The sequence below is a fragment of the Eubacterium barkeri genome (assembly GCF_900107125.1).
Taxonomy (GTDB): Bacteria; Bacillota; Clostridia; order Eubacteriales; family Eubacteriaceae; genus Eubacterium_O; species Eubacterium_O barkeri.
The window spans coordinates 12,903-35,211 of the sequence record NZ_FNOU01000026.1 but is presented as its reverse complement, the minus strand read 5'-3'; the positions used below and the strand labels follow the sequence as shown (position 1 = coordinate 35,211).

Genomic DNA, 22,309 nt, shown 5'->3' with positions numbered 1-22,309 from the left:
GGGATGGCGGTTTCGATTTTCATCAAATCAAGAAAGCTAACCGGCCTTAAACCCTATCAAAACCGAAGGTTTTGCGCACTGACGAATGAGAACTTTCCCTTTGTTCGTCAGCGCCTGGGGTCCGGGGTGAATCTTTTTTATCCTCACCCTGACCGCGCTACACCACTTTGTCTACGCTCTAGAAAGCCCAGACCGGGCTTTTCTTTTTTGCGCAAAATTTTCTTAAAACCCAAGAAACATACTTGACATATATGTATTAATGATTTAATATATAACAAAACATAGCAATAAACTATATTAAAGATGTGTTAGGAGAATTAAAATGAGTGATAAACAATATCGATTTGAAACCCTACAGCTTCACGTTGGACAGGAAACCCCGGATTGTGCCACAGACGCCCGGGCTGTTCCAATTTACGCCACCACATCCTATGTCTTCAAGGATTCAAATCAGGCAGCTGGACGTTTTGGCTTGACCGAAGGCGGTAATATCTACTCCCGTTTAATGAATCCGACCTCCGATGTGTTTGAACAACGAATTGCAGCACTAGAGGGAGGCGCAGCCGCTTTAGCCACGGCATCTGGTGCGGCAGCCATCACCTATGCCCTTCAGAACATCGCCCGGGCGGGGGATCATATTGTTTCGGCTAACACCGTTTATGGAGGGACCTATAATCTTTTTGAAAATACCTTTAGGGATTATGGCATTACCACTACCTTTGTGGATGGCAGCAATCCAGAGAATTTCCGCCAGGCCATTCGGAAGAACACCAAGGCTTTATTTTTAGAAACCCTGGGAAATCCCAACTCAACCATTATTGACGTTGAGGCTGTGGCGACTATCGCCCATGAGCATGGCATTCCCCTTATTGTGGATAATACCTTTGCAACCCCCTATTTATTCAGACCCCTGGAGCATGGTGCCGATGTGGTGGTCCATTCTGCCACAAAATTTATCGGTGGGCATGGGACGGCATTGGGTGGTGTCATTATTGACGGCGGTTCCTTCGACTGGGCTCAGAATGATAAATTCCCAGGACTTTCAGAACCCAATCCCAGCTATCATGGCGTGGTTTTTACAGAAGTCTGCGGCAATTTAGCCTATATTATGAAAATTCGGACGACCCTTATGCGAGATACCGGGGCAACCTTAAGTCCCTTCCATTCCTTCTTATTTCTCCAGGGTCTGGAAACCCTCTCCCTCCGGGTGGAACGCCATGTGGAAAATGCCTTGAAGATTGTCGCATATTTAGCGGCCCATCCCAAGGTGGAAAAGGTCAATCACCCGGTTTTATCTGATCATCCAGATCACGATTTATATACCCAGTACTTCCCAAATGGAGCGGGGTCTATTTTTACCTTTGAAATTGCTGGAGATGCCCAGAAAGCCAAAGACTTTATTGATCATTTGGAAATTTTCTCCCTATTGGCCAATGTCGCAGATGTTAAATCCCTGGCCATTCATCCGGCATCAACCACACATTCCCAGATGACGGCAGAAGAATTAGAGGGCAGTGGGATTCGGCCGAATTCCATTCGACTTTCCATTGGGACCGAGCATGTGGATGATTTAATCGAGGCTCTGTCAAAAGCCTTTGATGCCATCGATTGAGATTCTGGACGGTTATAAGAAAAATTTGGTATAATATAAACTATAAGTGTAAAGAAAGCAGGTGCTAATTATGGCAGTTTATCGAAGTGTAACGGAATTGGTGGGCCAGACGCCCTTATTGGAACTTACCAACTATGAAAAAGAAAATAAATTGAAGGCAACCATTCTGGTGAAGCTGGAATACTTTAATCCGGCAGGCAGTGTTAAGGATCGGATTGCCAAGGCGATGATTGAGGATGCTGAAGCCAAGGGCCTTCTTACACCAGGGGCCACCATCATTGAGCCAACCAGCGGCAATACAGGGATTGGCTTAGCTGCCATTGGTGCGGCCAAAGGCTACAAGGTTATTTTGACCATGCCAGAAACCATGAGTGTGGAGCGTCGGAACCTGTTAAAGGCCTATGGGGCAGAATTAGTCCTTACCGATGGCGCTACGGGAATGAAGGGGGCTATGGCAAAGGCCGAAGAGCTGGCGGCACAGACACCCAATAGCTTTATCCCAGGGCAATTTGTTAATCCGGCAAATCCTGCAGCTCATTATAAGACAACAGGCCCGGAAATTTGGGCAGATACTGAAGGAACGGTGGACATCTTTGTGGCTGGCGTCGGTACCGGTGGGACCCTTAGTGGTGTTGGTGGCTATCTCAAGGCCCAAAATCCCAAGATCCAAGTCGTCGGGGTTGAGCCTACCGGTTCACCAGTTCTGACCAAGGGTGAAGCGGGTCCCCATAAAATACAGGGAATTGGTGCTGGCTTTGTGCCCGATACCCTGGATACGAACATTTATGATGAAATTATCACGGTTTCCAACGAGGACGCCTTTGGCACAAAGGATGCCATTGCCCGGGAAGAAGGTGTTTTGGTCGGAATCTCATCCGGTGCCGCAGTCTGGGCAGCCACAGAGCTGGCAAGACGGCCAGAAAATACAGGGAAGACCATTGTGGCTTTGCTGCCAGATACCGGGGATCGTTATCTCTCCATGAGCCTCTGATCGGAGATCGTTAACAAAGGGATGTTCGTCCGATGGGTTTTGTGACAATGGGGCGTCTGTTCGTGAATTGGTATAACAGTCATGCTTCCGCTCGTCGTACAGACTACGCCTGTTAGTCGGTTCGTATCAAGTTGTTGTCTTTTACCCCATGACGCCATACGTGGCGTCTTTTTTAATTAAAGCACCAGGAATTTTGTGGGAATCTCTTAAGAGTGTTGAATTCTTTCAATCTTTATGTTACAATTTGTACATAATTAGTTACAAGGTAGAATATTAAGTCGTATTTAATCAGAGGCTTTTATAATATGCCTTTAGAAATTTTCTGAGAACAGTCTTTCCAAAGGGGAGGCGTGAATTCATAGAGTTTGGAGACGGAATTGGCAGGTAAAGGTAATCAGCGAGAATTTCAAATTTTTTCTTTTTTGAAAAGTGTGTTCAGAGATACTACCCAGAGTATTGAGCGTAACAATTTAATGAGTATGGCGTCGGTGCTTTCTGTGGTGGCGGCCCTTATTATTTTAGGCATCTTTGTCATTTTCTCCGTCAATCTGGAGCAAATCACAAAGAATGTGGAGTCAGCCTTGGAACTCAAGGTTTTTTTAAAGTCTGATATCACCCAGGAGCAGCAGCTTTCTTTGGAAACCGAACTGAAAAAGAGTTCAGACATCACTGAAATCACCTATCAAAGTGCGGATGATGCCTTGAAGGAGTTTTCAGACAGCTTGGAAGGCTATGCTGGGCTATTGAGTGGTTACAGCAGCAACAATAATCCCATGCAGGCATCCTTCACCATCAAGGTGACAAGCTCAGATAAGATTAAGGATGTAAAGGCCTATGCCGAAGGCTTGACGAATAAGGGTGTTGATTATGTTAAATACGGTGAAGAATATGTGGATGCCCTCATGAAGTTCAGCCGATTCAGTAATATTTTCTGTTTGGTTATGCTGATTGTGCTGACACTGGTCTCCATCTTCATTATCTATAATACCATCAAACTGACCTGTTTTGCGAGACGCCGGGAAATCCGGGTCATGCGATACGTGGGGGCAGCGGACTGGTATATCCGGACCCCTTTCGTCCTGGAGGGAACCTTCCTGGGATGTATTGGGGCATTGGCAGCAATGCTTGTCATTCGGACAGGTTACTACTTCATCATCGCCTATGTCAACCATTCGGTTTACATCCCGATGGATACGGCTTTGGTGTCGCCATCCCTTTTGATGGGGCCAATTTCATTGTTCTGTATGCTCTATGGCGTGGTCATTGGATCCTGCGGAAGTTTATTCTCAATACGAAAATACTTAGACGCTTAAGACGTTCATATAAAAATAATCGGAGGTGTTTTATGGCAAAAAAAATGTTAGTGATGTTGTTATGTGTATGTTTTGCTCTATCGTGCATTGGGGTTCCGGCACTGGCGGCAACGACTGATGATTTAAATAATGCGGTTCAAAAGATTAAGGATACTCAGTATCAAATCGATATGACCAAGAATACCATCAAAGGGATTGAAGAGGAGCTCAGTAAATCCAATGCTGTCATTTCAGCCCTTGATGAAAAGATGGAAGGAACGAAGCAGGAGATTGCAGTAGCTGAAGCAAAGCGGGCCCAGCAGGAAGCTGAGCTGGAAGAACGTCTGCGGATTATGTATATGTACGGCGACGATGGTTATATGGAGGTGTTGTTTTCCTCCAAAAACTTTACCGAGCTGCTGACCCGGATTGACCAGGTCAAAAACATTATGCAAAGTGACCGGGATGCGGTCAATGCTTTGGAGCAGACCAAGAAGGAAATTGAATCTAAAATTGCGGATTTAGAAACCGATAAGGCCAGTGCTGAAAGTCTGAAAACCCAACAGAATCAGCTTCTTGCCCAAAACAATACCCTGCTGGCACAACAGCAGGCAGCCTATGATGCCGAATATGCTGCGGGGGAAGATTTGGCGAAGCAGTTGGGACTTTCGGGATTGAATGGAATCATCCAGACCGGGGAATATTACTGGCCCATTGACCCCAGCAACCCCAAGGCCTTTAATATCAGTGACTGGTTTGGTCAGCGATCCTGGGGAGCTACGAATGGTGTGGGCTCCACCAACCATCAGGGAATCGACATCACCCCGGGGAATGGCGAGCCGATTTTGGCCATTGCAGATGGCACCGTGGTACAGGCTGGAGAAAATGGCGGCTATGGGATTTGTGTCACCCTGAATAATGGGCAAAATGCTTCAGGAGTCCAGATCGGGTCCATTTATGGGCATATGAGCAGCGTGGCGGTTTCAGCAGGTCAAACCGTTACCAAGGGACAGGTGCTGGGCTATGTTGGCTCTACTGGGAATTCCACCGGCCCCCATCTTCATTTGAGTATTCTGGAAAATGGGACCATGGTTGATCCCATGACGTATTTCCCACAATATCAAAACAGTTGTGTCTGGGTCGGTTAATGGGGTGGTGTGGTGAGGCATTCATCAATCATCTTATCCGCCAGTCGTTTGTAATTTAGAGCTTGACTATAAAGGGAAAAAGCCATTAAAAAGGAATCGGAGTGTGCCATCTCGGCTGACTCGGATTCTTTTTTTATTGTTTCCCAAAGGGCCTGGGTTTCTTCCTTAAAGATACGGTCATTGTCGGCCATTCGTTCACTGAGGAGAGGATAGATCGCTAAAAGATCCTCTGGGGAGAAGCCATCCCCGGTGGTGAAGGCACTAAAAAGCTGCTGGATATCATCAATGGAGGCTACGGGCTTTAGCATAAAGATTAAATACAACATGAGTACTTGGCCTCGGGTATACTTTTTTTTATGGACGGTTCCAAGCATCTTTCGTTTGCTATAGTTATTAATCATGGATTTCGTGAGGAGTTTATCCTCGGGATGGCGCCGATGGGCCTTCAGGTATTGTTCGCACAGGGTGATCAATTGGTCCATGTACAAATCAATATCCGGCAGTTGATCCTCCGTATTGAGGGCATCTTGATTCAAAGCGTTCAGCCAGGTGTTTAGTTGTTGCTCGTCCATTGGTTTTCTCCTTTTTTCTTTTATTGTACCGAAGAATTTATAAACTTGCAATAAAAAACAGTCATTGACAGGAGTTGATATACATGATAGTATTTATTCAACACATTAAGTAGTAATGAAAACTACATATGGAGGTTTTATAATATAATGGAAAAATTCAGAGAACCCGTTAATGCTTGGACCCATTTGATCGGGGCAGCCCTATCCATGGTTGGAATGGTTGCCATGCTTATTCTCATTATTTCAGAAAATAACGTGACACCTGAAACCTTGTGCTCCGTATTGGCCTTTGGAATTGGATTGATTGGTCTATACTATACAAGTTTTTACTACCATGCCGTACAGAATCGGGGGGCGGGAGAACTCCTGCGGCTTAAGAAGCTGGATCATGCCATGATCTTTCTTTTAATTGCCGGGTCCTATACACCCTTTTGCCTTCTTTGCTTAACCGGACCAATGCGCATTGGAATGATGGCCGCCATCTGGGGTGTTGCGATTATTGGCATTTTGATGATGGTTTTTTGGATCGGGATGCCCAGATGGCTCAATACAACCTTATATATCGCCCTGGGCTGGTTTGCATTATTTGCACTGAAACCACTGTATGAAGCCCTCCCCACAGGCGGCTTTGTCCTTCTTATTTTAGGCGGTGTACTTTATACCATTGGTGGTGTGATGTACGGCCTTAAAAAGCCCAATTTCAGTCAGCGATGGGGCTTTCATGAGATATTCCATATCTTTGTTTTGTTGGGGAGTGCCTGTCACTTTGCGGCGGTTTTCCGTTATTTGCTCATGGTTTAAATCCTTCACAACAGCTCCTAGGGGGCTGTTTTTTTTATAAAAGTCTGATACAATAGTAATAAATAAAAGGAGGTATAGGAAAATGAAAACAGCAGCGGATTTCGCCCAGGAGCTTGATGGACGGGAGTACAAGCATGAAATGACCGATGCAGAAATTGCTGAGGCAGCCCAATCGCAAGTGGTTGTTGTATTCGGTCACTCCGATGATACAACCGTCTTCCATGGTGCCGTAGAAGCACAAGTCAACACCATCGATGGCGCTGAAATCTACCTGACACCCCAAGGCATATTTGAAGATTGTGCCTGTAACTGTGTACACGCCCAGGCAGCAAAGGCGAAAGCACAGATTATTAAAGCGATTTGGTGTAAGGGCCCATATGTTTGGCATTATGAAACTGCGATTCCCCATTATCATTTTGATATTATCGATAACCAACCAGCGGACAACTTAAAGTTTTGCCAGGGAATTGTTTTTCAATTAGAGGATTTAAATTCAATAAAATGAGGTGTGTGATGAAGAAAATAAAGGTTAGTGTGCTGTTTGCAGCTTGTCTATTTGTATCCCTGGCCTTAGTGGGCTGCGGTGGAAAAAAATTAGAGACGAAGATCTCCCTTCCATCCGGGGAATATATGGGGGAACAAGAAGTCATTCTTTCCAATGAGGGGGATGGGGGAAATTGTCTGATTTATTATACTTTAGATGGCTCAGAACCCTCCTCTAAAAGCTTTTTATATGAAAAGGATAGTCCTTTGGCCATTAATTATGATTCGACATTAAAGGCCATTACCATTAACGATGGATCAAAGGGGCCAGTTGCAGAGGCGACCTACACCATTAAAGAAATGAAGGAACAAACTTTAACGGATGTTGAACGTGTCTTTGTTGGCAATATCCGGGGGTCCTATGAGTTGAACGGAAATACCATCGAGATTGACAGTGCTAAACGAATCATTGAGTGGAATATCGGTGGACAAAAGGGATCATCTAAATTTACAGTGTCTGCACCAGAGGATGGTGATGGCGAAAGCGGAACCTTGACCTATACGGGAAATGATGGGAAAGAACAAAAATTTGAGATCAATATGGCACCTTCAGGGGATAATGCGGTTTATTTCAATCAGGATAACTACAATTATTTAGGATAGGCCATTTATAACAAAAGCGTTGATTCCACAGATGTGGAGTCAACGCTTTTGTATTTTTAAGGATTAAACAGCGGGCATGGATTTCGTTGCGACGATGTCAATGCCAGTGCCACAAACATTGGGGATGATGACATCGCCCATTTTAATGGGGGCTTCAACAACGACCTTATCGATTTCCTTCATGCAGTCAAAAATTTTATCCTTAGGGATGGTGTCTGCTGTTTTTACAGGAAGACGAGCCATTAAGGCGCCTTTGATCACAACGGTGGAAGGAACAACACGCTGGGGATTCGTTACTTCTTCAATCCCATACTTTTCACCGTTTTTACACTTATTACCCGTAACCGTGTAATGGCCATCGGTCCCTTCAACGGTGATGGCACATCCGATTGGGCATGAAATACAGATTAAGTCACGTTTCATTTATTTAGCCTCCTTCGGTTCCACGACGAATTTGATTTCCCCATCGGGATATTTTTCGAGAACTTCTTTTTTAATTTTAAAGTTGACCATTTCTGCCGGAACAAATTTTGGTGCCTTCTTGGTTGCGATCTTTTCGTCGCCGATATAAGCATTAACAACAGAATCAGCAAAGACACCGCGGACACGCATGTAGAAAGTCAAGTCCTTATCCAGGTTAGAGACTGTGACGTGCTGGGGAACCACATAGCTAATGCCGTCACCATTGACGGTATCGAAGTTCTTAGTCCCAGTCAGCTGGCCCTTAATGTATCGGGCGGCACCCTTTCCGGCTAAGACGGATTCTTCAGAGACAAAGTCGACTAAGTCATGAACATGGACGACATTACCACAGGCGAAGACTCCGGGAAGACTGGTTTCCCGCAGCTCAGAGACCACAGGGCCATTGGTCCGACGGTCCATTTCGACACCGGCGGAACGGGAGATTTCATTTTCAGGAATCAGTCCGACGGATAACAGAAGGGTATCGCAGGGAATAAATTCTTCGGTACCAGGGATCGGTTTTAAGTTATCCCCAACCTTCATAACGGTTACCCCTTCCACGCGGTCTTTCCCATGGATATAGGAAATGGTATGGGAGAGCTTCAGTGGAATATCGTAATCATCCAAACACTGGACGATATTACGCGTCAGACCGTTGGAGTAGGGCATGAGTTCGCAGACGGCCTGGACATGTGCCCCTTCCAGGGTCATCCGGCGGGCCATAATCAGTCCGATATCTCCAGAGCCGAGGATGACGACTTCTTTACCGGCCATATAGCCTTCCATATTGATAAAGCGTTGGGCGGTCCCGGCGTTAAAGACACCAGCAGGACGATAGCCAGGAATTCCAATGGCTCCAGCGGTCCGTTCCCGACAACCCATGGTCAGGATGACGGTTTTGGTTTCAATGGCGGTGTACCCTTCGTCTTCATTGATGGCATGGATGGTTTTGGTTTCTCCGTTATCGACCATATCCAGCACCATGGTGTTCAGCTCGTAGGGAATATTCAGCTCAGCGGCCATATCGATGTAACGCTCTGCATATTCCGGCCCGGTTAATTGTTCACCAAAGGTGTGCAACCCAAAACCGTTATGGATACATTGGTTCAAAATACCGCCTAGCTCGCGGTCACGTTCCAGAATAAGGACATTTTCTGCGCCTTCTTTTTTTGCTTCGACAGCAGCGGCCAATCCAGCGGGGCCTCCGCCTAAAACTACAACATCATAGATCATTGCTTATGCTTCCTCCCCTGTAGATTTTGTTTTACCGCTTAGGACATAACCAGAATCCTTGGCATCATACATAATATCATCCAGTTCACAGCCTAATTCCCGCGCAAGGATTTCGACTACCCGGGGGGAACAGAAACCACCCTGGCAGCGACCCATACCAGCCCGGCAGCGTTTCTTCACGCTCTTAACAGTGGTAGCGCCTGCGCTTCTGTGAATAACATCTAAAATTTCGCCTTCGGTGATGGTTTCGCAGCGGCAGATGACCTTGCCATATTTGGGGTCCTTGGCGATAATTTCACGTTTTTCTTCATCCGTGAGCTCGTTGAAATAAATATGCTTCTTATTAACAGGATTGAATTTTTCATTTTCCTTTGGTTCAATGCCGTCACGTTTGAGCATTGGCAAAATGACTTCTTCAACCACATAGTAGCCTGCGGCAGGAATAGAAGTCAGACCCGGGGATTCATACCCAGCAAAATTGACGAAGCCCTTGATGGGAGATTCTTCTATGATAAAGTCACCATCGGTGGTGGTATAGGTATCCGCCACTGGGGTATTCCGGGTACCAGCGTAGGAGCGGATGATTTTGTTAAAGTAATGCCCCAATTCTGGACAATTCTTTAGTGCGTTTTCTTTAATATAATCCAGACGATCCTGGGTGGTGCTGATATCACCCTTTTCCACAGGCATGGCGTCCGGTCCGATTAGGAGGTTACCATGGACAGTAGGGGAGACCAGGATTCCCTTACCATTTTTAGTCGGGCAGGGGAAAATAACATTATGGACTAAATCACCCACTTCTTTATCGAAGATGAAGTAGACACCGCGGCGGGCTAAAATTTTAAAGTAGGGGTCACCAACCATTTTATAGATGTCATCGGCATAAACACCTGCTGCATTGATGACATATTTGGCTTCAACATCGCCACCTGTGGTTTCAATTTTGAAGGAGCCTTTCCGGTCTTCAATGTTAGTAACCAGGTGGTTGAGCTTCAGGGTTACACCGTTATCAACGGCATTTTCTGCAACCTTTGCACACATTTCAAAGGGAGAAACCAGACCTGCGGTACCTGCATATAACGCACCACAGATATCGGGATTCAGATTCTGTTCGATCTCATGGACTTCATCCTGGAACATGATGCGTAAATCCGGCACACCATTTTTCAATCCATTTTGATACAGTTCATGCAATTTGTACATTTCATGTTCATTATGAGCCACGACGAAGGACCCGGTCCGTTTGAACGGAACATCTAAATCCCGGCAGACCTTTTCGTACATAATATTGCCTGGGGCATTGAATTGACCTTTTTTCTTGTAAGAAGGGGCATCAAACCCAGCATGAACGATGGCGGAATTCGCCATGGTGATTTGGTTTCCTACATCATTCTCTCCATCCAATAACACGACATCCAATTGATAGCGGGATAGTTCCCGAGCTATGTAGGAACCGGCAATACCAGCACCTATAATAGCAATATCATACATAATAACTCCTCCTCTTATTTGTTTTAACTTGCAAGAAATAAAAAAACCACACAAATTCCATACCGTACCAATCATACGTCAGAAAAAAATGTGCGGCTCTCCGTTGCCTTTATTCAGTTGTGCTTTTATACCTCTTCGGTACTCTTTTCAATATGGGAAAGGGCATTCCAAAGGGGCTTGTGTGAAGTACTGGCAGCGATGGCGCCAGCATTGATACAAGATTGCACTTCTTCTTCTGTTTCAATGAATCCACCCGTAATAATGGGAATAGCCAACTCATCTTTAACCCGATGGATAATTTTAGGAACCAGTCCTGGCAAAACTTCCACTGCATCCGGCTTAATCTTCCTGGCTGATTGGATAGTGGTATCCATAGCCGATGAATCCAAAAGAAAAAGTCGCTGCACGGTCATCAATCCTTCTTGTTTTGCTTTAGCCACCAGGGAATTCCTTGTAGAGATAACGCCGGTTGGATTAATTTCTTCTTTTAAGTATTTAATGAAGTAATGATCCTGGGCGTATCCCTTTAATAGATCCAGATGGACGAAAGCATGCTTTCCGGATTGAGAAATAAAATCCACCATTTTCTTCAAATTGTAAATGTTGCCTCCCAGAAGGAAAATTACTTCTGCTTCGGATTCAACGGCGTCGTAGATGTCTTTTGGATTTCGAACGGCGGCGATGATTGGATTCGCTTGAAACAAAAGAAAACACTTTCTTGTTGACATTACTATCCTCCAACTCCACTGTCATTATTCTAGCACTCCGGCAATCAGAGGTAAACCGCTAATTGGGATAATTCTCGCTTTTTGTAAAAATTTTGACGAAAAACCCGAAGGTTTTTCGTCAAAATACCATTTATCTTTACATATGGGAAAGTAAAAGCTTATTCAGCGTCTTCCCAACCCTTTGAACATTCAACCGCTTTTTGCCAACCCTTGTAGAGCTTAGCACGAACTTCAGAATCCATCATTGGTTCGAAGGTGCGGTCGATCTTCCAAGCGGAGGCTACTTCAGCTTTATTAGCCCAGAAGCCAACTTCCAAACCAGCTAAATAGGAAGCACCCATAGCGGTGGTTTCAACGATGGAAGGTCTGTCAACTGGAACACCAAGGATATCAGCCTGGAACTGCATCAGGAAGTTATTAGCGCAAGCGCCACCATCAACCTTTAAGGATTTCAGGGTAATGCCAGAGTCTTTTTCCATAGCATCCAAAACGTCTTTGGTCTGGAATGCAAGGGATTCTAGTGTTGCACGGATAATGTGGCATTTGTTAGCACCACGGGTAAGACCGACAATACAGCCACGAGCATAAGCATCCCAATGAGGAGCACCTAAGCCAGCGAAAGCAGGAACCATGTATACGCCATTGGTATCCGCAACTTTTTTAGCAAAGTGTTCGGAGTCAGGAGAAGTATCGACTAATCTGATTTCATCACGCAGCCATTGGATAGCCGCACCAGCGATAAAGATAGAACCTTCAAGAGCATAATCGACAACGCCGTCTAAGCCCCAAGCAATCGTGGTCAGGAGTCCGTTGTTGGATTTTACTGGAGATTCGCCAGTATTCATCAGCATGAAGCAACCTGTACCGTAGGTGTTTTTAGCCATACCAGCATCGAAGCAAGCCTGTCCAAAGAGGGCTGCCTGTTGGTCACCAGCAATACCGGTAATTGGAATTTCGCCACCGAAGAGGGTGGTTGTCCCGAATTTGCTGGAGGAAGGCTGTACGTTTGGTAATAAGCTCATGGGTGCTCTGAACTTCGCACATAATTCTTCGTCCCATTTCAGAGTCTTGATGTTGAAGAGCATGGTTCTGGAAGCATTGGAATAGTCGGTTGCGTGGACTTTACCGCCAGTGAGTTTCCAGAGCAGCCAGGTATCAATGGTACCGAATGCTAATTCGCCCTTTTCTGCTCTTTCACGAACGCCTTCAACGTGATCGAGGATCCAGAGTAATTTAGTGGAGGAGAAATAGGGGTCGAGGATCAGACCAGTGTTTTCCTGTACATAATCACCAAAACCAGGAATAGCCTGGAAATCATCGGCATAGCTGGCAGTACGACGGCATTGCCATACGATAGCATTGTAAACCGGTTCGCCAGTTGCACGGTCCCAAACGACGGTGGTTTCACGTTGGTTAGTAATACCGATAGCGACGACATCATCAGCGGTAGCGCCTACTTTTGCCATTGCTTCACTGACAACACCACTTTGGGTAGCCCAAATTTCCATGGGATCATGTTCAACCCAACCTGGCTTAGGATAAATCTGTGTGAATTCCTTCTGTGCAACACTAACGATTTCACTTTCGTGATTGAATAAGATAGCTCTGGAGCTCGTTGTTCCTGCATCGAGTGCCAATACATACTTTGCCATAAATAAAACCCCCTATGAATTATAAATGTATTATTTAAACATGACACGCATGATTAAACCAAAATGAAGTATTAAAAGATGATGAGTGGAGAGGTCATAAAAAAAAGGCTGACAACTAAACATACACTTGCACAAGCACATATTCAATTTATGTGATGCAATGGTTTAGCTCGGCCCTCCAGTCTCCTGCCCTATATATAAAATATGTTGTTTTACGAAAGGGGAATAATTTGCTTTTATGAGCAGTCCGCTTTCGATTACACTCATATAATAGCACAGCCGGTCAGATTTGTAAAGGGAGAACAAAGAAAAAAGAACGTTATTAATTTAACGATAAGAATGAAAGGATAATCAGTGGTTTTCATGTAGTTTACACCCTTATTCAGTTTGTGAAAAAAATCATAAGATGCTGTTATTTTCAGATTATTATTTATTTGTCTAAATAGAGTAATATTTTGTCGTGTTCGTGAAACATAATCGTAATTAAAGATTGAATGTGTTATACTATTATTTACTAAAAGTCTTAATTCTTAGGAGGAATTTTTGATGAAAAAGTTTATCAATGATGTTGAAAATGTCGAAAATGAGATGCTGGAAGGTATCGTAGACGCTCATCCTGAATATGTTAAGCGAATTCCTGATTTTGATGTCTTAGTCAGAGCAGAAAAAAAGGTTGGAAAAGTTGCCCTCATCAGTGGTGGTGGCAGCGGCCATGAACCAACGCATGGTGGTTTTGTCGGTAAGGGAATGTTAGATGCGGCCGTTGCAGGTGCTGTGTATACCTCTCCTACACCAGACCAGGTTTTTGAAGGAATTAAGGCGATTGATGCAGGAAAAGGTGTCCTGATGGTCGTTAAAAACTACACTGGAGATGTTATGAACTTCGAAATGGCGGCTGAAATGGCCCAGGATGAAGGGATTGACGTCGATCATGTCGTTACCAATGATGATGTTGCAGTGGAAGATTCCCTGTACACCACTGGACGTCGTGGTGTTGCCGGGACAATCTTTGTCCACAAGATCGCGGGTGCCAAGGCGGAAGAAGGGGCAGATTTAGCCACCGTCAAAGCCGTTGCTGAAAAGGTCATTGCCAATGTCCGTACCATGGGGGTCGCCCTCAAGCCTTCTACGGTTCCGGCTGCGGGTAAGCCGGGCTTCGAATTAGAAGAAGACGAAATCGAACTGGGCATCGGTATTCATGGTGAACCTGGAACCAGCCGGGAAAAAATTATGCCGGCTGATGCCATCGTTGATCACCTCCTGGATAAGATTATGGCTGATATTGATTATTCTGGTTCCGAAGTGGCTGTAATGGTCAACGGCGGTGGCGCAACACCAGCAATGGAACTCTACATTCTGAATAAACGCATTCACGATGTATTGACAGAAAAGGGAATTAAGATTGCAAAGACTTATGTCGGCAACTATATGACCTCCATCGATATGGCTGGAGCATCCATTTCCTTACTGAGACTTGATGATGAAATGAAAGCACTGCTTTTAGCACCTGCAGATACCATCGCTTTGACCCAGGATTAAGGAAAACAATTTATAATGATACAAAAAAAGATAATGGCAGGCCTTTCTGGCCTGTCATTCTTTAGAAAAGAGGTAAAATATGGCAGCAACTAAGAAAGATGTATTGACTTTCGTCGATTTATTCAATAATAAGATGGAAGAACATCGCCAGGCACTAACAGATATGGACCAGGCCATTGGTGATGGCGACCACGGTATTAATATGAATCGTGGGATGAAGGCTGTTGAAGAAAAAATTGGAACAGTAGCAGATAAGCCCATTGCTGATATTTTAAAATCGGTTGGGATGACATTAGTGTCCACCGTTGGTGGTGCGTCAGGCCCCCTTTACGGTACCGCTTTTATGAAAGCTGGCATGGCCATGAAGGGTAAAGAAGAACTGTCGGCTTCAGATATCAGTGAAATGTTTGATGCCGCCATTGCGGGGATTATCAGCCGTGGAAAGGCGACAACCGGGGAAAAAACGATGTTGGATGCTCTTGTACCGGCAAAAGATGCCTATAATGCAGCGATTGCTGAAGGAAAAAGCATTACCGATGCCTTAGTGGATGCCGAGGATGCCGCTTGGAAGGGCGTCGAGTACACCAAGACCATTATAGCCACCAAAGGCCGTGCCAGCTATCTGGGTGAACGGAGTATCGGTTTCCAGGATCCCGGGGCCACTTCGGTGACTTATCTGATTCAGGCAGCACGGGAAGCCGCGCAGCAGGCAGGTGCCTGATATGGTCGGCATCGTTGTTGTATCCCATAGTCAAAAGGTAGCAGAAGGGGCAGCAGAGCTGGCACATCAAATGGCATCAGATGCTAAAATTGCAGCAGCTGGTGGAATGGCGGATGGAAGCATTGGGACGGATTTAGAAAAGATTACTGCCGGTATCGAAGAGGTGATGTCCGATGACGGCGTGATTGTTCTGATGGATATGGGGTCGGCCATTATGACGACAGAGATGGCCATTGAAATGTCCTCAGATCCTGAAAAGATAAAAATGGTTGATGCTCCCGTCGTCGAGGGGACCATCTTCGGTGCGGTAGAAGCATCCATTGGCTCTTCAATGGAACATATTGAAGAGGTGTTAAAACAAGTTAAAGAACAGGTGAAGTTTTAATATCAGCCTGTAAAAAAGAGCCGGAATTCCATCTGCGGAATTCCGGCTTCTTCACTTTTGTACGGCAGTGGACCCAAAGATCTTCTAATGACGTTGCTTTTCTTTAAAAGAAATAAAATCAGAAATCTCCATCTGGACATCCTCTGGCAGACGCAGGTAGGATAAAAGGGTTTCAAAGGCCTGGGGATCCAGGAGATGGGGGGATCCATTTCCATCAATGAGGGAGGCCCCGTTGTCAGGACGGAGCAGTAATGGGCATGTTGTGCGGCAAAGTAAATAGTCCACAGAGACACCAAAAAAATCTGCGATTTGGATAAGCAGAGCAATTTCAGGCATGCTTTTATCCTTTTCATATTTTGAAATTGAGCTGGTGTTCAGGTAAAAAATATCCGCGATTTTTTCCTGGGTCAGGCCTTTCTGGGTTCGAAGGGCGCGGAAGCGCTTGCCAAATGTATCATTCTTCATAATGTTCTCCGTTGTATCGCGTATTAAAATGCGCCCCGTTGGCTGTTGATGTTTTCCAATAAAGCATTGTAGGTGGCGTATTCTTCTGGGAATGTGGGATCAGGGGTTATGGGTGTTAGTTCCTGACGCTTTAAGGTCTCCCGTGTCATTACGGTAAAAAGTTGTTTATAAACCATATTGTTGCTTTTATTGCTCCCATCCTTTACTTCATCGTACTGGACATCGGAGATGGTGTGGCCGTCGTAAATGACGGTTAATGTTCCGATGCTACCCGTTTCTGAAGGGGCACTGCTGGTAGCAGTATAAGTGTCGTCTAAATCGACCTTGGATACAGCCGTGCTGCCGGATTGTGCATTGGATATTGCAGAAGTGGCTAAGTCCTTAAATGCTTGGGAGGTTTTAGTTGCGCCAGATACTGTATCAATATCCGCACTTTGGGCACGGATTAATTTGGTGACCAAGGTGCTGTAAAGCTCGGCAAGGGTTGGGGTGTCGCTTTTGGAAAGCCAGGTATTCGCAGTATCATTTTTGAGAGTGCCGGTACGGTTTTGTTCATAAAAGCGCACTTTTGTAATGATACCAGAATGGACTTCAAGTATAAGGGTTTGGCCGTAACCGTAACTATCGTAGGCCCTGGAGGTCGACGTATAGGATCCATCCTGGTATTGTGCCACTAGTCCAGTATCCACCGCGCCATTTTTTTTGTTGTTGATGATATCCTCTTTGGTACAGCCGGTTAAAAAAAGCAGAATCAAGCAGAGAAAAAGTGTGATTTTCTTACCCATGGAGTCTCCTATAATGAGGCCGCATTCATAAGGGGGGGGACTACCTGCTTTTTCCGGGAGAACATTCCCGGGAAAAACTGACTGATATCATCCTCCGCGATGCCAAAGGCCGCTTCTGCCAGTTTCCGGGCCTTGCCAGCGACCAGGAGCTCGCTGCCTCCCAGCAGCACGTCAGAGACGATGAGCACCGCCAAATCGAAACTGCCCGTTGCGCAATCTGATTCCATTTGGGAGAGCACGGGCTTTAGCTGGGAAAACATTCCCTTGTAATCCCCGGTATTGATTTGTGAAATGGTTACCCGATAATTCCCCATGGTAAAGTGCTTGCGGTCAGTGTTCAGAATTTCTTCGGGTGTCATATCGGTGAGGTTACTGCCGGCTACCAGCATTTTCTGACCGTAATTCTGGGGATCGACGTCTGCAATTTCTGCCAAATGCATGGCAGTTTTTCGATCTAAATCGGTGCAGGTGGGTGAATTAAAGAGCAGTGTATCGGATAAGATAGCAGACAGCATAATGCCAGCCATGGCTTTGGGAATGGGAATTCCCTTTTCCTCATAGATACGGGCGATGATGGTACAGGTGCAGCCCACGGGCTCTAATCGGAGATAAAGGGGAGCCGCAGTCTGGATCTCTGCAATACGGTGATGGTCGATGACTTCGATAATTTCGGCTTCATCGATACCGCCGATGGATTGACCCCGCTCGTTATGGTCAACAAGGATAACTTGCTTTCGCTTGAAGTCTAAAAGGGAGCTTTTGGTAATAGAGGCTAAAACGGTCCCATCCTCATCCACAACGGGAAAGCGGTTGTGGTCCGAGGTCAGCATATTTTCCTTCACATCGTCGATGGTTTCATAGATGACAAAATACTCCAGCTTTTCCCGTTTGACAAAATTAGCGATGGGAATAACCTGGGTGAGACGTCTAATGACCTCAAAAGGGGGGGCCTCACAGAGCATAATGACCCCGGGGAAATCCTGGGGCAGCTGGGGAGTGGTGCCATTGGGTGTATTGGATATAATGATATTGTGGGCACCGGCTAAAAACGCTTTTTCGAGAGAGCCATCATTTAAAGCCGTGACGATTAAATCCTGGGGATTCAGGTGCTCTGAGGGATGGAGCTGGGTATTGCTATAAACATCACCGTTGATAATTTTGCCAGGAATAGACCCGATAACCCGGGCCTCTAAAATATCGATCACGTTACGGTAGGGCGTTGCATTATCCCGAAGAAGGGATGCCCGAAAGGGATCGGTATAGGCCTGCATAATATCCGGGAGTGCAATCATCCCCAGCAATTTTTTCTCATCATCAACCACTGGAAGGGAACGACCGGGATTCGAGACGATTTTGTTCATAGTATTGAGGACGGATTCCGATTCGGTCACCATGGAATCATTGTTTAAATTAAGATCTGAGACCTGGGGATGAACATCGCTAATACGTTGGGGTGGAGTAACACCAAAATAATCGAGGACAAATTGGGTTTCTTTATTGATTTTTCCAAGACGGCCGGCAACGACATTGGGCACACCCTGGGCGTGCTTGAGATTGGCGTAAGCCAGGGCAGAGCAAATAGAGTCCGTATCCGGGTTGCGATGCCCGAACACATAAATATCTTGGGACATTTAAGCTTCTCCTTCTTATTTTAAATAGTCTTAATTGTGCTTTTAGTAGGATAATGATATCATAAAACAAAGTTTTATACATTTTGATATGAAAATAACGAGAGGAATCTTAATGGAATATTTATTCGGAAAAACCCTGGCTGAGTGCCAGGATGTGATGCAACTTCTGGGAGAACCGAAATACCGGGGGAGGCAGTTGTATGAGTGGCTTTACGAAAAAAAAGCGGAGGATTTATCGGATTGTACGAATTTACCCGCAGTTTTGCGGGAAGGGATGGCGGAACGCTATGGGATAGGGCATGGCGTGATTGTGGAGGAGCAGCATGACCCTGGAGATGGTACCTCTAAATTTCTAATTCGTTTACTGGATGGAGAATGTGTGGAAACCGTGCTGATGTCCTATAAACATGGTTATTCGCTGTGTGTTTCCAGCCAGGTGGGGTGCGCCATGGGCTGTGCCTTCTGTGCCTCTACCCTGGGTGGCAAGGTTAGGAATCTGAGGGCCGGAGAAATTCTAGATCAAATTTACTTAGTGGAAAAGGCGAAGGGAGTTCGGATATCCAATGTGGTGCTGATGGGGATTGGCGAACCCCTGGATAATTACGATGAATTATTAGCCTTTATCGAAATAGCCAATAAGGGATGGGGGATTGGGCAGCGGAAAATAACCGTCTCCACCTGCGGGCTGGTGCCTAAAATAGAGGCATTGGCCAAGGAGGATTTGCAAATCAATTTGGCCATTTCCCTCCACTCCCCCTTCCAGGATCAGAGGGAAAGGCTGATGCCCATTGCAAAACGTTATTCTATGGATGAATTACTAAAGGTTTGTAACAATTACTTTACAATTACAGGACGTCGGATTTCCTTCGAATACGCTTTGATTGCCGGTTTTAATGACCGTCAGGCGGATGTGGATGAACTGGTCCGGCTATTTGGAGGCCAAAACTGCCATATCAACCTCATTAGACTTAATTCTGTTAGCGAAAGTGTATATAAAGGTAGCGATAATGTAAACTTTTTTGAGGGTCAGTTGAAAAAGAAGGGCATTAATTGTACAATGAGAAGGAAAATGGGCGGCAATATTGACGCTGCATGTGGACAACTACGTAGAAAGACGAACAATTAGTGCGTTTTGAGGTGAATAAAATAGATGAAGTGTGCATATTCTTCAAATATCGGTGTGAAACGAAAAGTGAATCAGGACGCTTACCTTGCTGCGAATTTTGAAAAGGATGGCGAAATCTGTTATATTTTCGTTGTCGCTGATGGACTGGGGGGACATCAGTCCGGTGAGGTGGCCAGTGAGATGGCTGTCGATTATATCAAAACAAATATCGCGGGAATTGGGGATTATACTGATTATGGACAGGTGAATACCTTTGTCAATGGGATCAACCAACAGATTTTGGAAGCTGGATTTCGTGACGAAGAATTACGGGGAATGGCGACCACGCTGACCCTCTGTATTGTGGACGGTGAGAATTTGGTTATTGCTCATGTGGGAGATAGCCGTGCTTACCGGATTAACCGGGAGGGAATCGAACAGCTTACGAAGGACCACTCCCTGGTTCAGGCGTTGGTGGATGAAGGGCGGCTTTCTTCCAGCCAGGCCAAGACCCATCCCCAAAAGAATGTCATTACCCGGGCCCTTGGCACTGATGAGGTGGTCAGAACGGATTTATTTGAATATACCATAGGACCAGGGGATAAATTCCTGGTGTGCTCCGATGGCTTGTATAATCTGGTAAGCGAAACGTTGATTCGCCGTATCGTCCTGGAGGAAGATATGGAGGAAGCGACAAAGGAACTGGTCAACACTGCGAATCGAAACGGTGGAAACGACAATATCACCGTCATTATTTTTGATCCCCAGGAAGGAGAAAATGCCATATGATCGGTCGATTGTTAAATGGTCGTTATGAAATCATAGAGCTCATTGGACGCGGAGGCATGGCCTACGTATACAAGGCAAAGGATTTAAAGCTTAACCGCTTTGTTGCGGTAAAGGTCCTCCGGGATGAGTATACGGAGAATGAACAATTCATTAAAAAGTTTGACCGGGAATCCCAGGCAGCGGCAGGTCTGACCCACCCCAATATCGTATCGGTATACGACGTCGGGGTGGACGATGATGTTTATTTCATCATCATGGAATATGTGGATGGGATTACCTTAAAGCAATACCTGGATAAAAAGGGCGTTTTGGACTATGAAGAGGCCACTAATTTTATCATCGATGTGGCAGAAGCCTTAAAATGTGCCCACGAACACAAGATTATCCACCGGGACATCAAGCCCCACAATATTTTACTGACCAGGGACTTAGTGCCCAAGGTCACTGACTTTGGGATTGCCCGGGCGGTAACTAGTTCGACGGTAACCATGACCAACCAGACCATGGGATCGGTCCATTATATCTCACCTGAGCAGGCCCGGGGCGGTTTTGTTGATGAACGATCAGACTTGTATTCCCTGGGAATTATGTATTATGAGTTGGTCACCGGAGAGCTTCCCTTTGACGAGGAAAGCACTGTTACTATCGCCATTAAACACATTCGGGAAGAGATTGTGCCACCCAGGGAGATCAATCCGAATATACCGGATAGCGTCAATGCCGTCATCCTGAAGCTGACCCAGAAAAAACCTGAGGAACGCTATCAGAATGTCGATGAACTGGTGGCGGATTTAGACCGTCTGATGATGGATTCGGAAGCGGCTGTTGGCATGGCCAGTGGGATCAGGGCGTCAAATACTGATGAACTCTTTAATGATTTAGGTGATGATGGACTGTTTAAGGTCGAGCCGGCAACCATGGCCCAGCCGATCATTCCCGATGATGATGACATCGATGAAACTGGTTTAAATAATTTACAAAACCGGAAGAAAAAGAAAAAAATGATCATCCTGGGTGTTATTGCTGCGGTGATCGTCCTCATTTTGGCTGTTGTTGCCATTAATGCTTTTTCACCCAAGAAAAATGTGACCGTTCCAGATGTTACAAATATGACGAAGGAGCAGGCCACTACCGCTCTCAATAACCTTAAGCTCACCTTGGAAGTTGAAAAAGAAGTGTACAGCAGCACTGTGGATGCTGGAAAAATCGTCTCCCAAAATCCCACGGCTGGTTCGACATCCCAAGAGGGAAAAACCGTTAAAGTTAGCATTAGTAAGGGCAGCCAAAGCGTCGGCGTCCCATCGGTCGTTGGTCTTTCCGAAAATGATGCCATTACAGCCATAGAAGGGGCAAAGCTTGCCGTTGGGGAAATCCAGCGGGAGTTCAACTCGGATTATAGCACGGGTACGGTCTTTAAGGTCAGCCCAGGCGAGGGCAGTCAAGTGGCAGAAAAGAGCAAGGTAACCTTGTATGTCAGTAAAGGACCGGATGTGGTCAATGTACCAGGAATTGTAGGTCTGGCTAAAAGCGATGCAGACTCCCGAATCCAGGCCAATGGACTGAGTGTGGGTACCGTGACGGAAGAGCATAGTTCGACCTACGCCGCTGGCGTGGTCATCCGCCAATCCCCCTCTGAGGGAACCCAGACGGAACGGGGTTCAGCGGTAAACTATGTCGTCAGCTCTGGACCGGAACCGACACCCACTGCAACGCCGGCCCCGACGACAACGGTGAAACCAACACCGACTCCGGACAATTAAG

At 45.8% G+C, this 22,309-nt stretch carries 23 protein-coding genes; 14 read left to right on the top strand and 9 right to left on the bottom strand.

All coding sequences use genetic code 11. The annotated features are described in order from the left end of the window. The 5 genes from BLU30_RS14380 to BLU30_RS12490 all read left to right on the top strand — a co-directional run. A partial coding sequence (locus BLU30_RS14380) for a hypothetical protein (protein WP_207648016.1) occupies positions 1–246 on the top strand: 246 nt, incomplete at its 5' end. A gap of 76 nt (positions 247–322) precedes the next feature. Beyond that, positions 323–1,612, top strand: a complete 1,290-nt coding sequence (locus tag BLU30_RS12505; protein ID WP_090246858.1) for an O-acetylhomoserine aminocarboxypropyltransferase/cysteine synthase family protein — start codon at positions 323–325, stop codon at positions 1,610–1,612. 70 nt (positions 1,613–1,682) lie between these two features. After that, positions 1,683–2,603, top strand: coding sequence for a cysteine synthase A (gene cysK, locus BLU30_RS12500; RefSeq protein WP_207648015.1), 921 nt, complete (start codon positions 1,683–1,685; stop codon positions 2,601–2,603). Positions 2,604–2,980: 377 nt separating this feature from the next. After that, positions 2,981–3,916 (top strand): permease-like cell division protein FtsX, encoded by a 936-nt coding sequence (ftsX, locus tag BLU30_RS12495; protein WP_242873584.1) that lies wholly within the window; start codon positions 2,981–2,983, stop codon positions 3,914–3,916. Positions 3,917–3,948: 32 nt separating this feature from the next. After that, positions 3,949–5,043 carry a murein hydrolase activator EnvC family protein gene (locus BLU30_RS12490; RefSeq protein ID WP_090246856.1) on the top strand — a complete coding sequence of 365 codons (1,095 nt, stop codon included), beginning with the start codon at positions 3,949–3,951 and terminating at the stop codon, positions 5,041–5,043. On the opposite strand, the gene BLU30_RS12485 is transcribed toward BLU30_RS12490, so the two are convergent. Then, positions 5,040–5,615: a DUF1836 domain-containing protein gene (locus BLU30_RS12485; protein WP_090246855.1), complete on the bottom strand. Its 576-nt coding sequence runs from the start codon at positions 5,613–5,615 to the stop codon at positions 5,040–5,042. The genes BLU30_RS12490 and BLU30_RS12485 overlap by 4 nt on opposite strands. Before the next feature lie 147 nt (positions 5,616–5,762). Here BLU30_RS12485 and trhA point away from each other — a divergent pair, with 147 nt between their 5' ends. From trhA to BLU30_RS12470, 3 genes are all read left to right on the top strand, one after another. Next, complete coding sequence (gene trhA, locus BLU30_RS12480; RefSeq protein ID WP_090246853.1) at positions 5,763–6,416, top strand: PAQR family membrane homeostasis protein TrhA; 654 nt, start codon at positions 5,763–5,765, stop codon at positions 6,414–6,416. Between the two features lie 82 nt (positions 6,417–6,498). Continuing rightward, entirely contained in the window at positions 6,499–6,921 is a 423-nt protein-coding gene (locus BLU30_RS12475) for a hypothetical protein (protein ID WP_090246852.1), read from the top strand. An 8-nt stretch (positions 6,922–6,929) separates the two neighbouring features. Continuing rightward, a complete protein-coding gene (locus BLU30_RS12470; RefSeq protein WP_176770938.1) occupies positions 6,930–7,562 on the top strand; it encodes a chitobiase/beta-hexosaminidase C-terminal domain-containing protein in 633 nt (210 codons plus the stop codon). Between the two features lie 63 nt (positions 7,563–7,625). On the opposite strand, the gene BLU30_RS12465 is transcribed toward BLU30_RS12470, so the two are convergent. From BLU30_RS12465 to glpK, 5 genes are all read right to left on the bottom strand, one after another. Continuing rightward, complete coding sequence (locus BLU30_RS12465) at positions 7,626–7,985, bottom strand: DUF1667 domain-containing protein (protein WP_090246849.1); 360 nt, start codon at positions 7,983–7,985, stop codon at positions 7,626–7,628. Beyond that, entirely contained in the window at positions 7,986–9,257 is a 1,272-nt protein-coding gene (locus tag BLU30_RS12460) for an NAD(P)/FAD-dependent oxidoreductase (protein WP_090246847.1), read from the bottom strand. 3 nt (positions 9,258–9,260) lie between these two features. Continuing rightward, positions 9,261–10,748, bottom strand: coding sequence for an NAD(P)/FAD-dependent oxidoreductase (locus BLU30_RS12455; protein WP_090246846.1), 1,488 nt, complete (start codon positions 10,746–10,748; stop codon positions 9,261–9,263). A gap of 125 nt (positions 10,749–10,873) precedes the next feature. After that, on the bottom strand, positions 10,874–11,476 hold the full coding sequence (locus BLU30_RS12450) for a glycerol-3-phosphate responsive antiterminator (protein WP_090246844.1): 603 nt from the start codon (positions 11,474–11,476) through the stop codon (positions 10,874–10,876). A 158-nt stretch (positions 11,477–11,634) separates the two neighbouring features. Beyond that, positions 11,635–13,128, bottom strand: a complete 1,494-nt coding sequence (gene glpK, locus BLU30_RS12445) for a glycerol kinase GlpK (RefSeq protein ID WP_090246843.1) — start codon at positions 13,126–13,128, stop codon at positions 11,635–11,637. A 546-nt stretch (positions 13,129–13,674) separates the two neighbouring features. Here glpK and dhaK point away from each other — a divergent pair. The 3 genes from dhaK (at position 13,675) to dhaM (ending at position 15,773) form a co-directional block, all read left to right on the top strand. Further along, on the top strand, positions 13,675–14,667 hold the full coding sequence (dhaK, locus tag BLU30_RS12440) for a dihydroxyacetone kinase subunit DhaK (protein WP_090246841.1): 993 nt from the start codon (positions 13,675–13,677) through the stop codon (positions 14,665–14,667). Positions 14,668–14,746: 79 nt separating this feature from the next. Next, entirely contained in the window at positions 14,747–15,388 is a 642-nt protein-coding gene (gene dhaL, locus BLU30_RS12435; protein ID WP_090246839.1) for a dihydroxyacetone kinase subunit DhaL, read from the top strand. 1 nt (position 15,389) lies between these two features. Further along, positions 15,390–15,773, top strand: coding sequence for a dihydroxyacetone kinase phosphoryl donor subunit DhaM (gene dhaM, locus BLU30_RS12430; protein ID WP_090246838.1), 384 nt, complete (start codon positions 15,390–15,392; stop codon positions 15,771–15,773). Between the two features lie 84 nt (positions 15,774–15,857). Here dhaM and BLU30_RS12425 read toward each other — a convergent pair whose 3' ends face one another. From BLU30_RS12425 to BLU30_RS12415, 3 genes are read right to left on the bottom strand one after another with little or no spacing between them, the layout of a single operon-like run. Continuing rightward, the gene (locus BLU30_RS12425; RefSeq protein WP_090246836.1) at positions 15,858–16,238 is read right to left on the bottom strand and encodes a helix-turn-helix domain-containing protein; all 381 of its coding nucleotides are present in this window, start codon (positions 16,236–16,238) and stop codon (positions 15,858–15,860) included. A gap of 23 nt (positions 16,239–16,261) precedes the next feature. Further along, positions 16,262–17,023, bottom strand: coding sequence for an FMN-binding protein (locus BLU30_RS12420; RefSeq protein ID WP_090246835.1), 762 nt, complete (start codon positions 17,021–17,023; stop codon positions 16,262–16,264). Positions 17,024–17,031: 8 nt separating this feature from the next. Continuing rightward, positions 17,032–18,654 (bottom strand): putative manganese-dependent inorganic diphosphatase, encoded by a 1,623-nt coding sequence (locus tag BLU30_RS12415; protein ID WP_090246833.1) that lies wholly within the window; start codon positions 18,652–18,654, stop codon positions 17,032–17,034. Between the two features lie 112 nt (positions 18,655–18,766). On the opposite strand from BLU30_RS12415, the gene rlmN reads away from it, so the two are divergent. The 3 genes from rlmN to pknB are packed head-to-tail and all read left to right on the top strand — an operon-like array spanning position 18,767 to position 22,308. Continuing rightward, complete coding sequence (gene rlmN, locus BLU30_RS12410; protein ID WP_090246832.1) at positions 18,767–19,780, top strand: dual-specificity RNA methyltransferase RlmN; 1,014 nt, start codon at positions 18,767–18,769, stop codon at positions 19,778–19,780. Between the two features lie 24 nt (positions 19,781–19,804). After that, positions 19,805–20,548 (top strand): Stp1/IreP family PP2C-type Ser/Thr phosphatase, encoded by a 744-nt coding sequence (locus tag BLU30_RS12405; protein WP_090246830.1) that lies wholly within the window; start codon positions 19,805–19,807, stop codon positions 20,546–20,548. Continuing rightward, positions 20,545–22,308, top strand: coding sequence for a Stk1 family PASTA domain-containing Ser/Thr kinase (gene pknB, locus BLU30_RS12400; RefSeq protein WP_090246828.1), 1,764 nt, complete (start codon positions 20,545–20,547; stop codon positions 22,306–22,308). Before BLU30_RS12405 ends, pknB begins: the two co-directional genes overlap by 4 nt. Position 22,309: the final 1 nt, after the last annotated feature.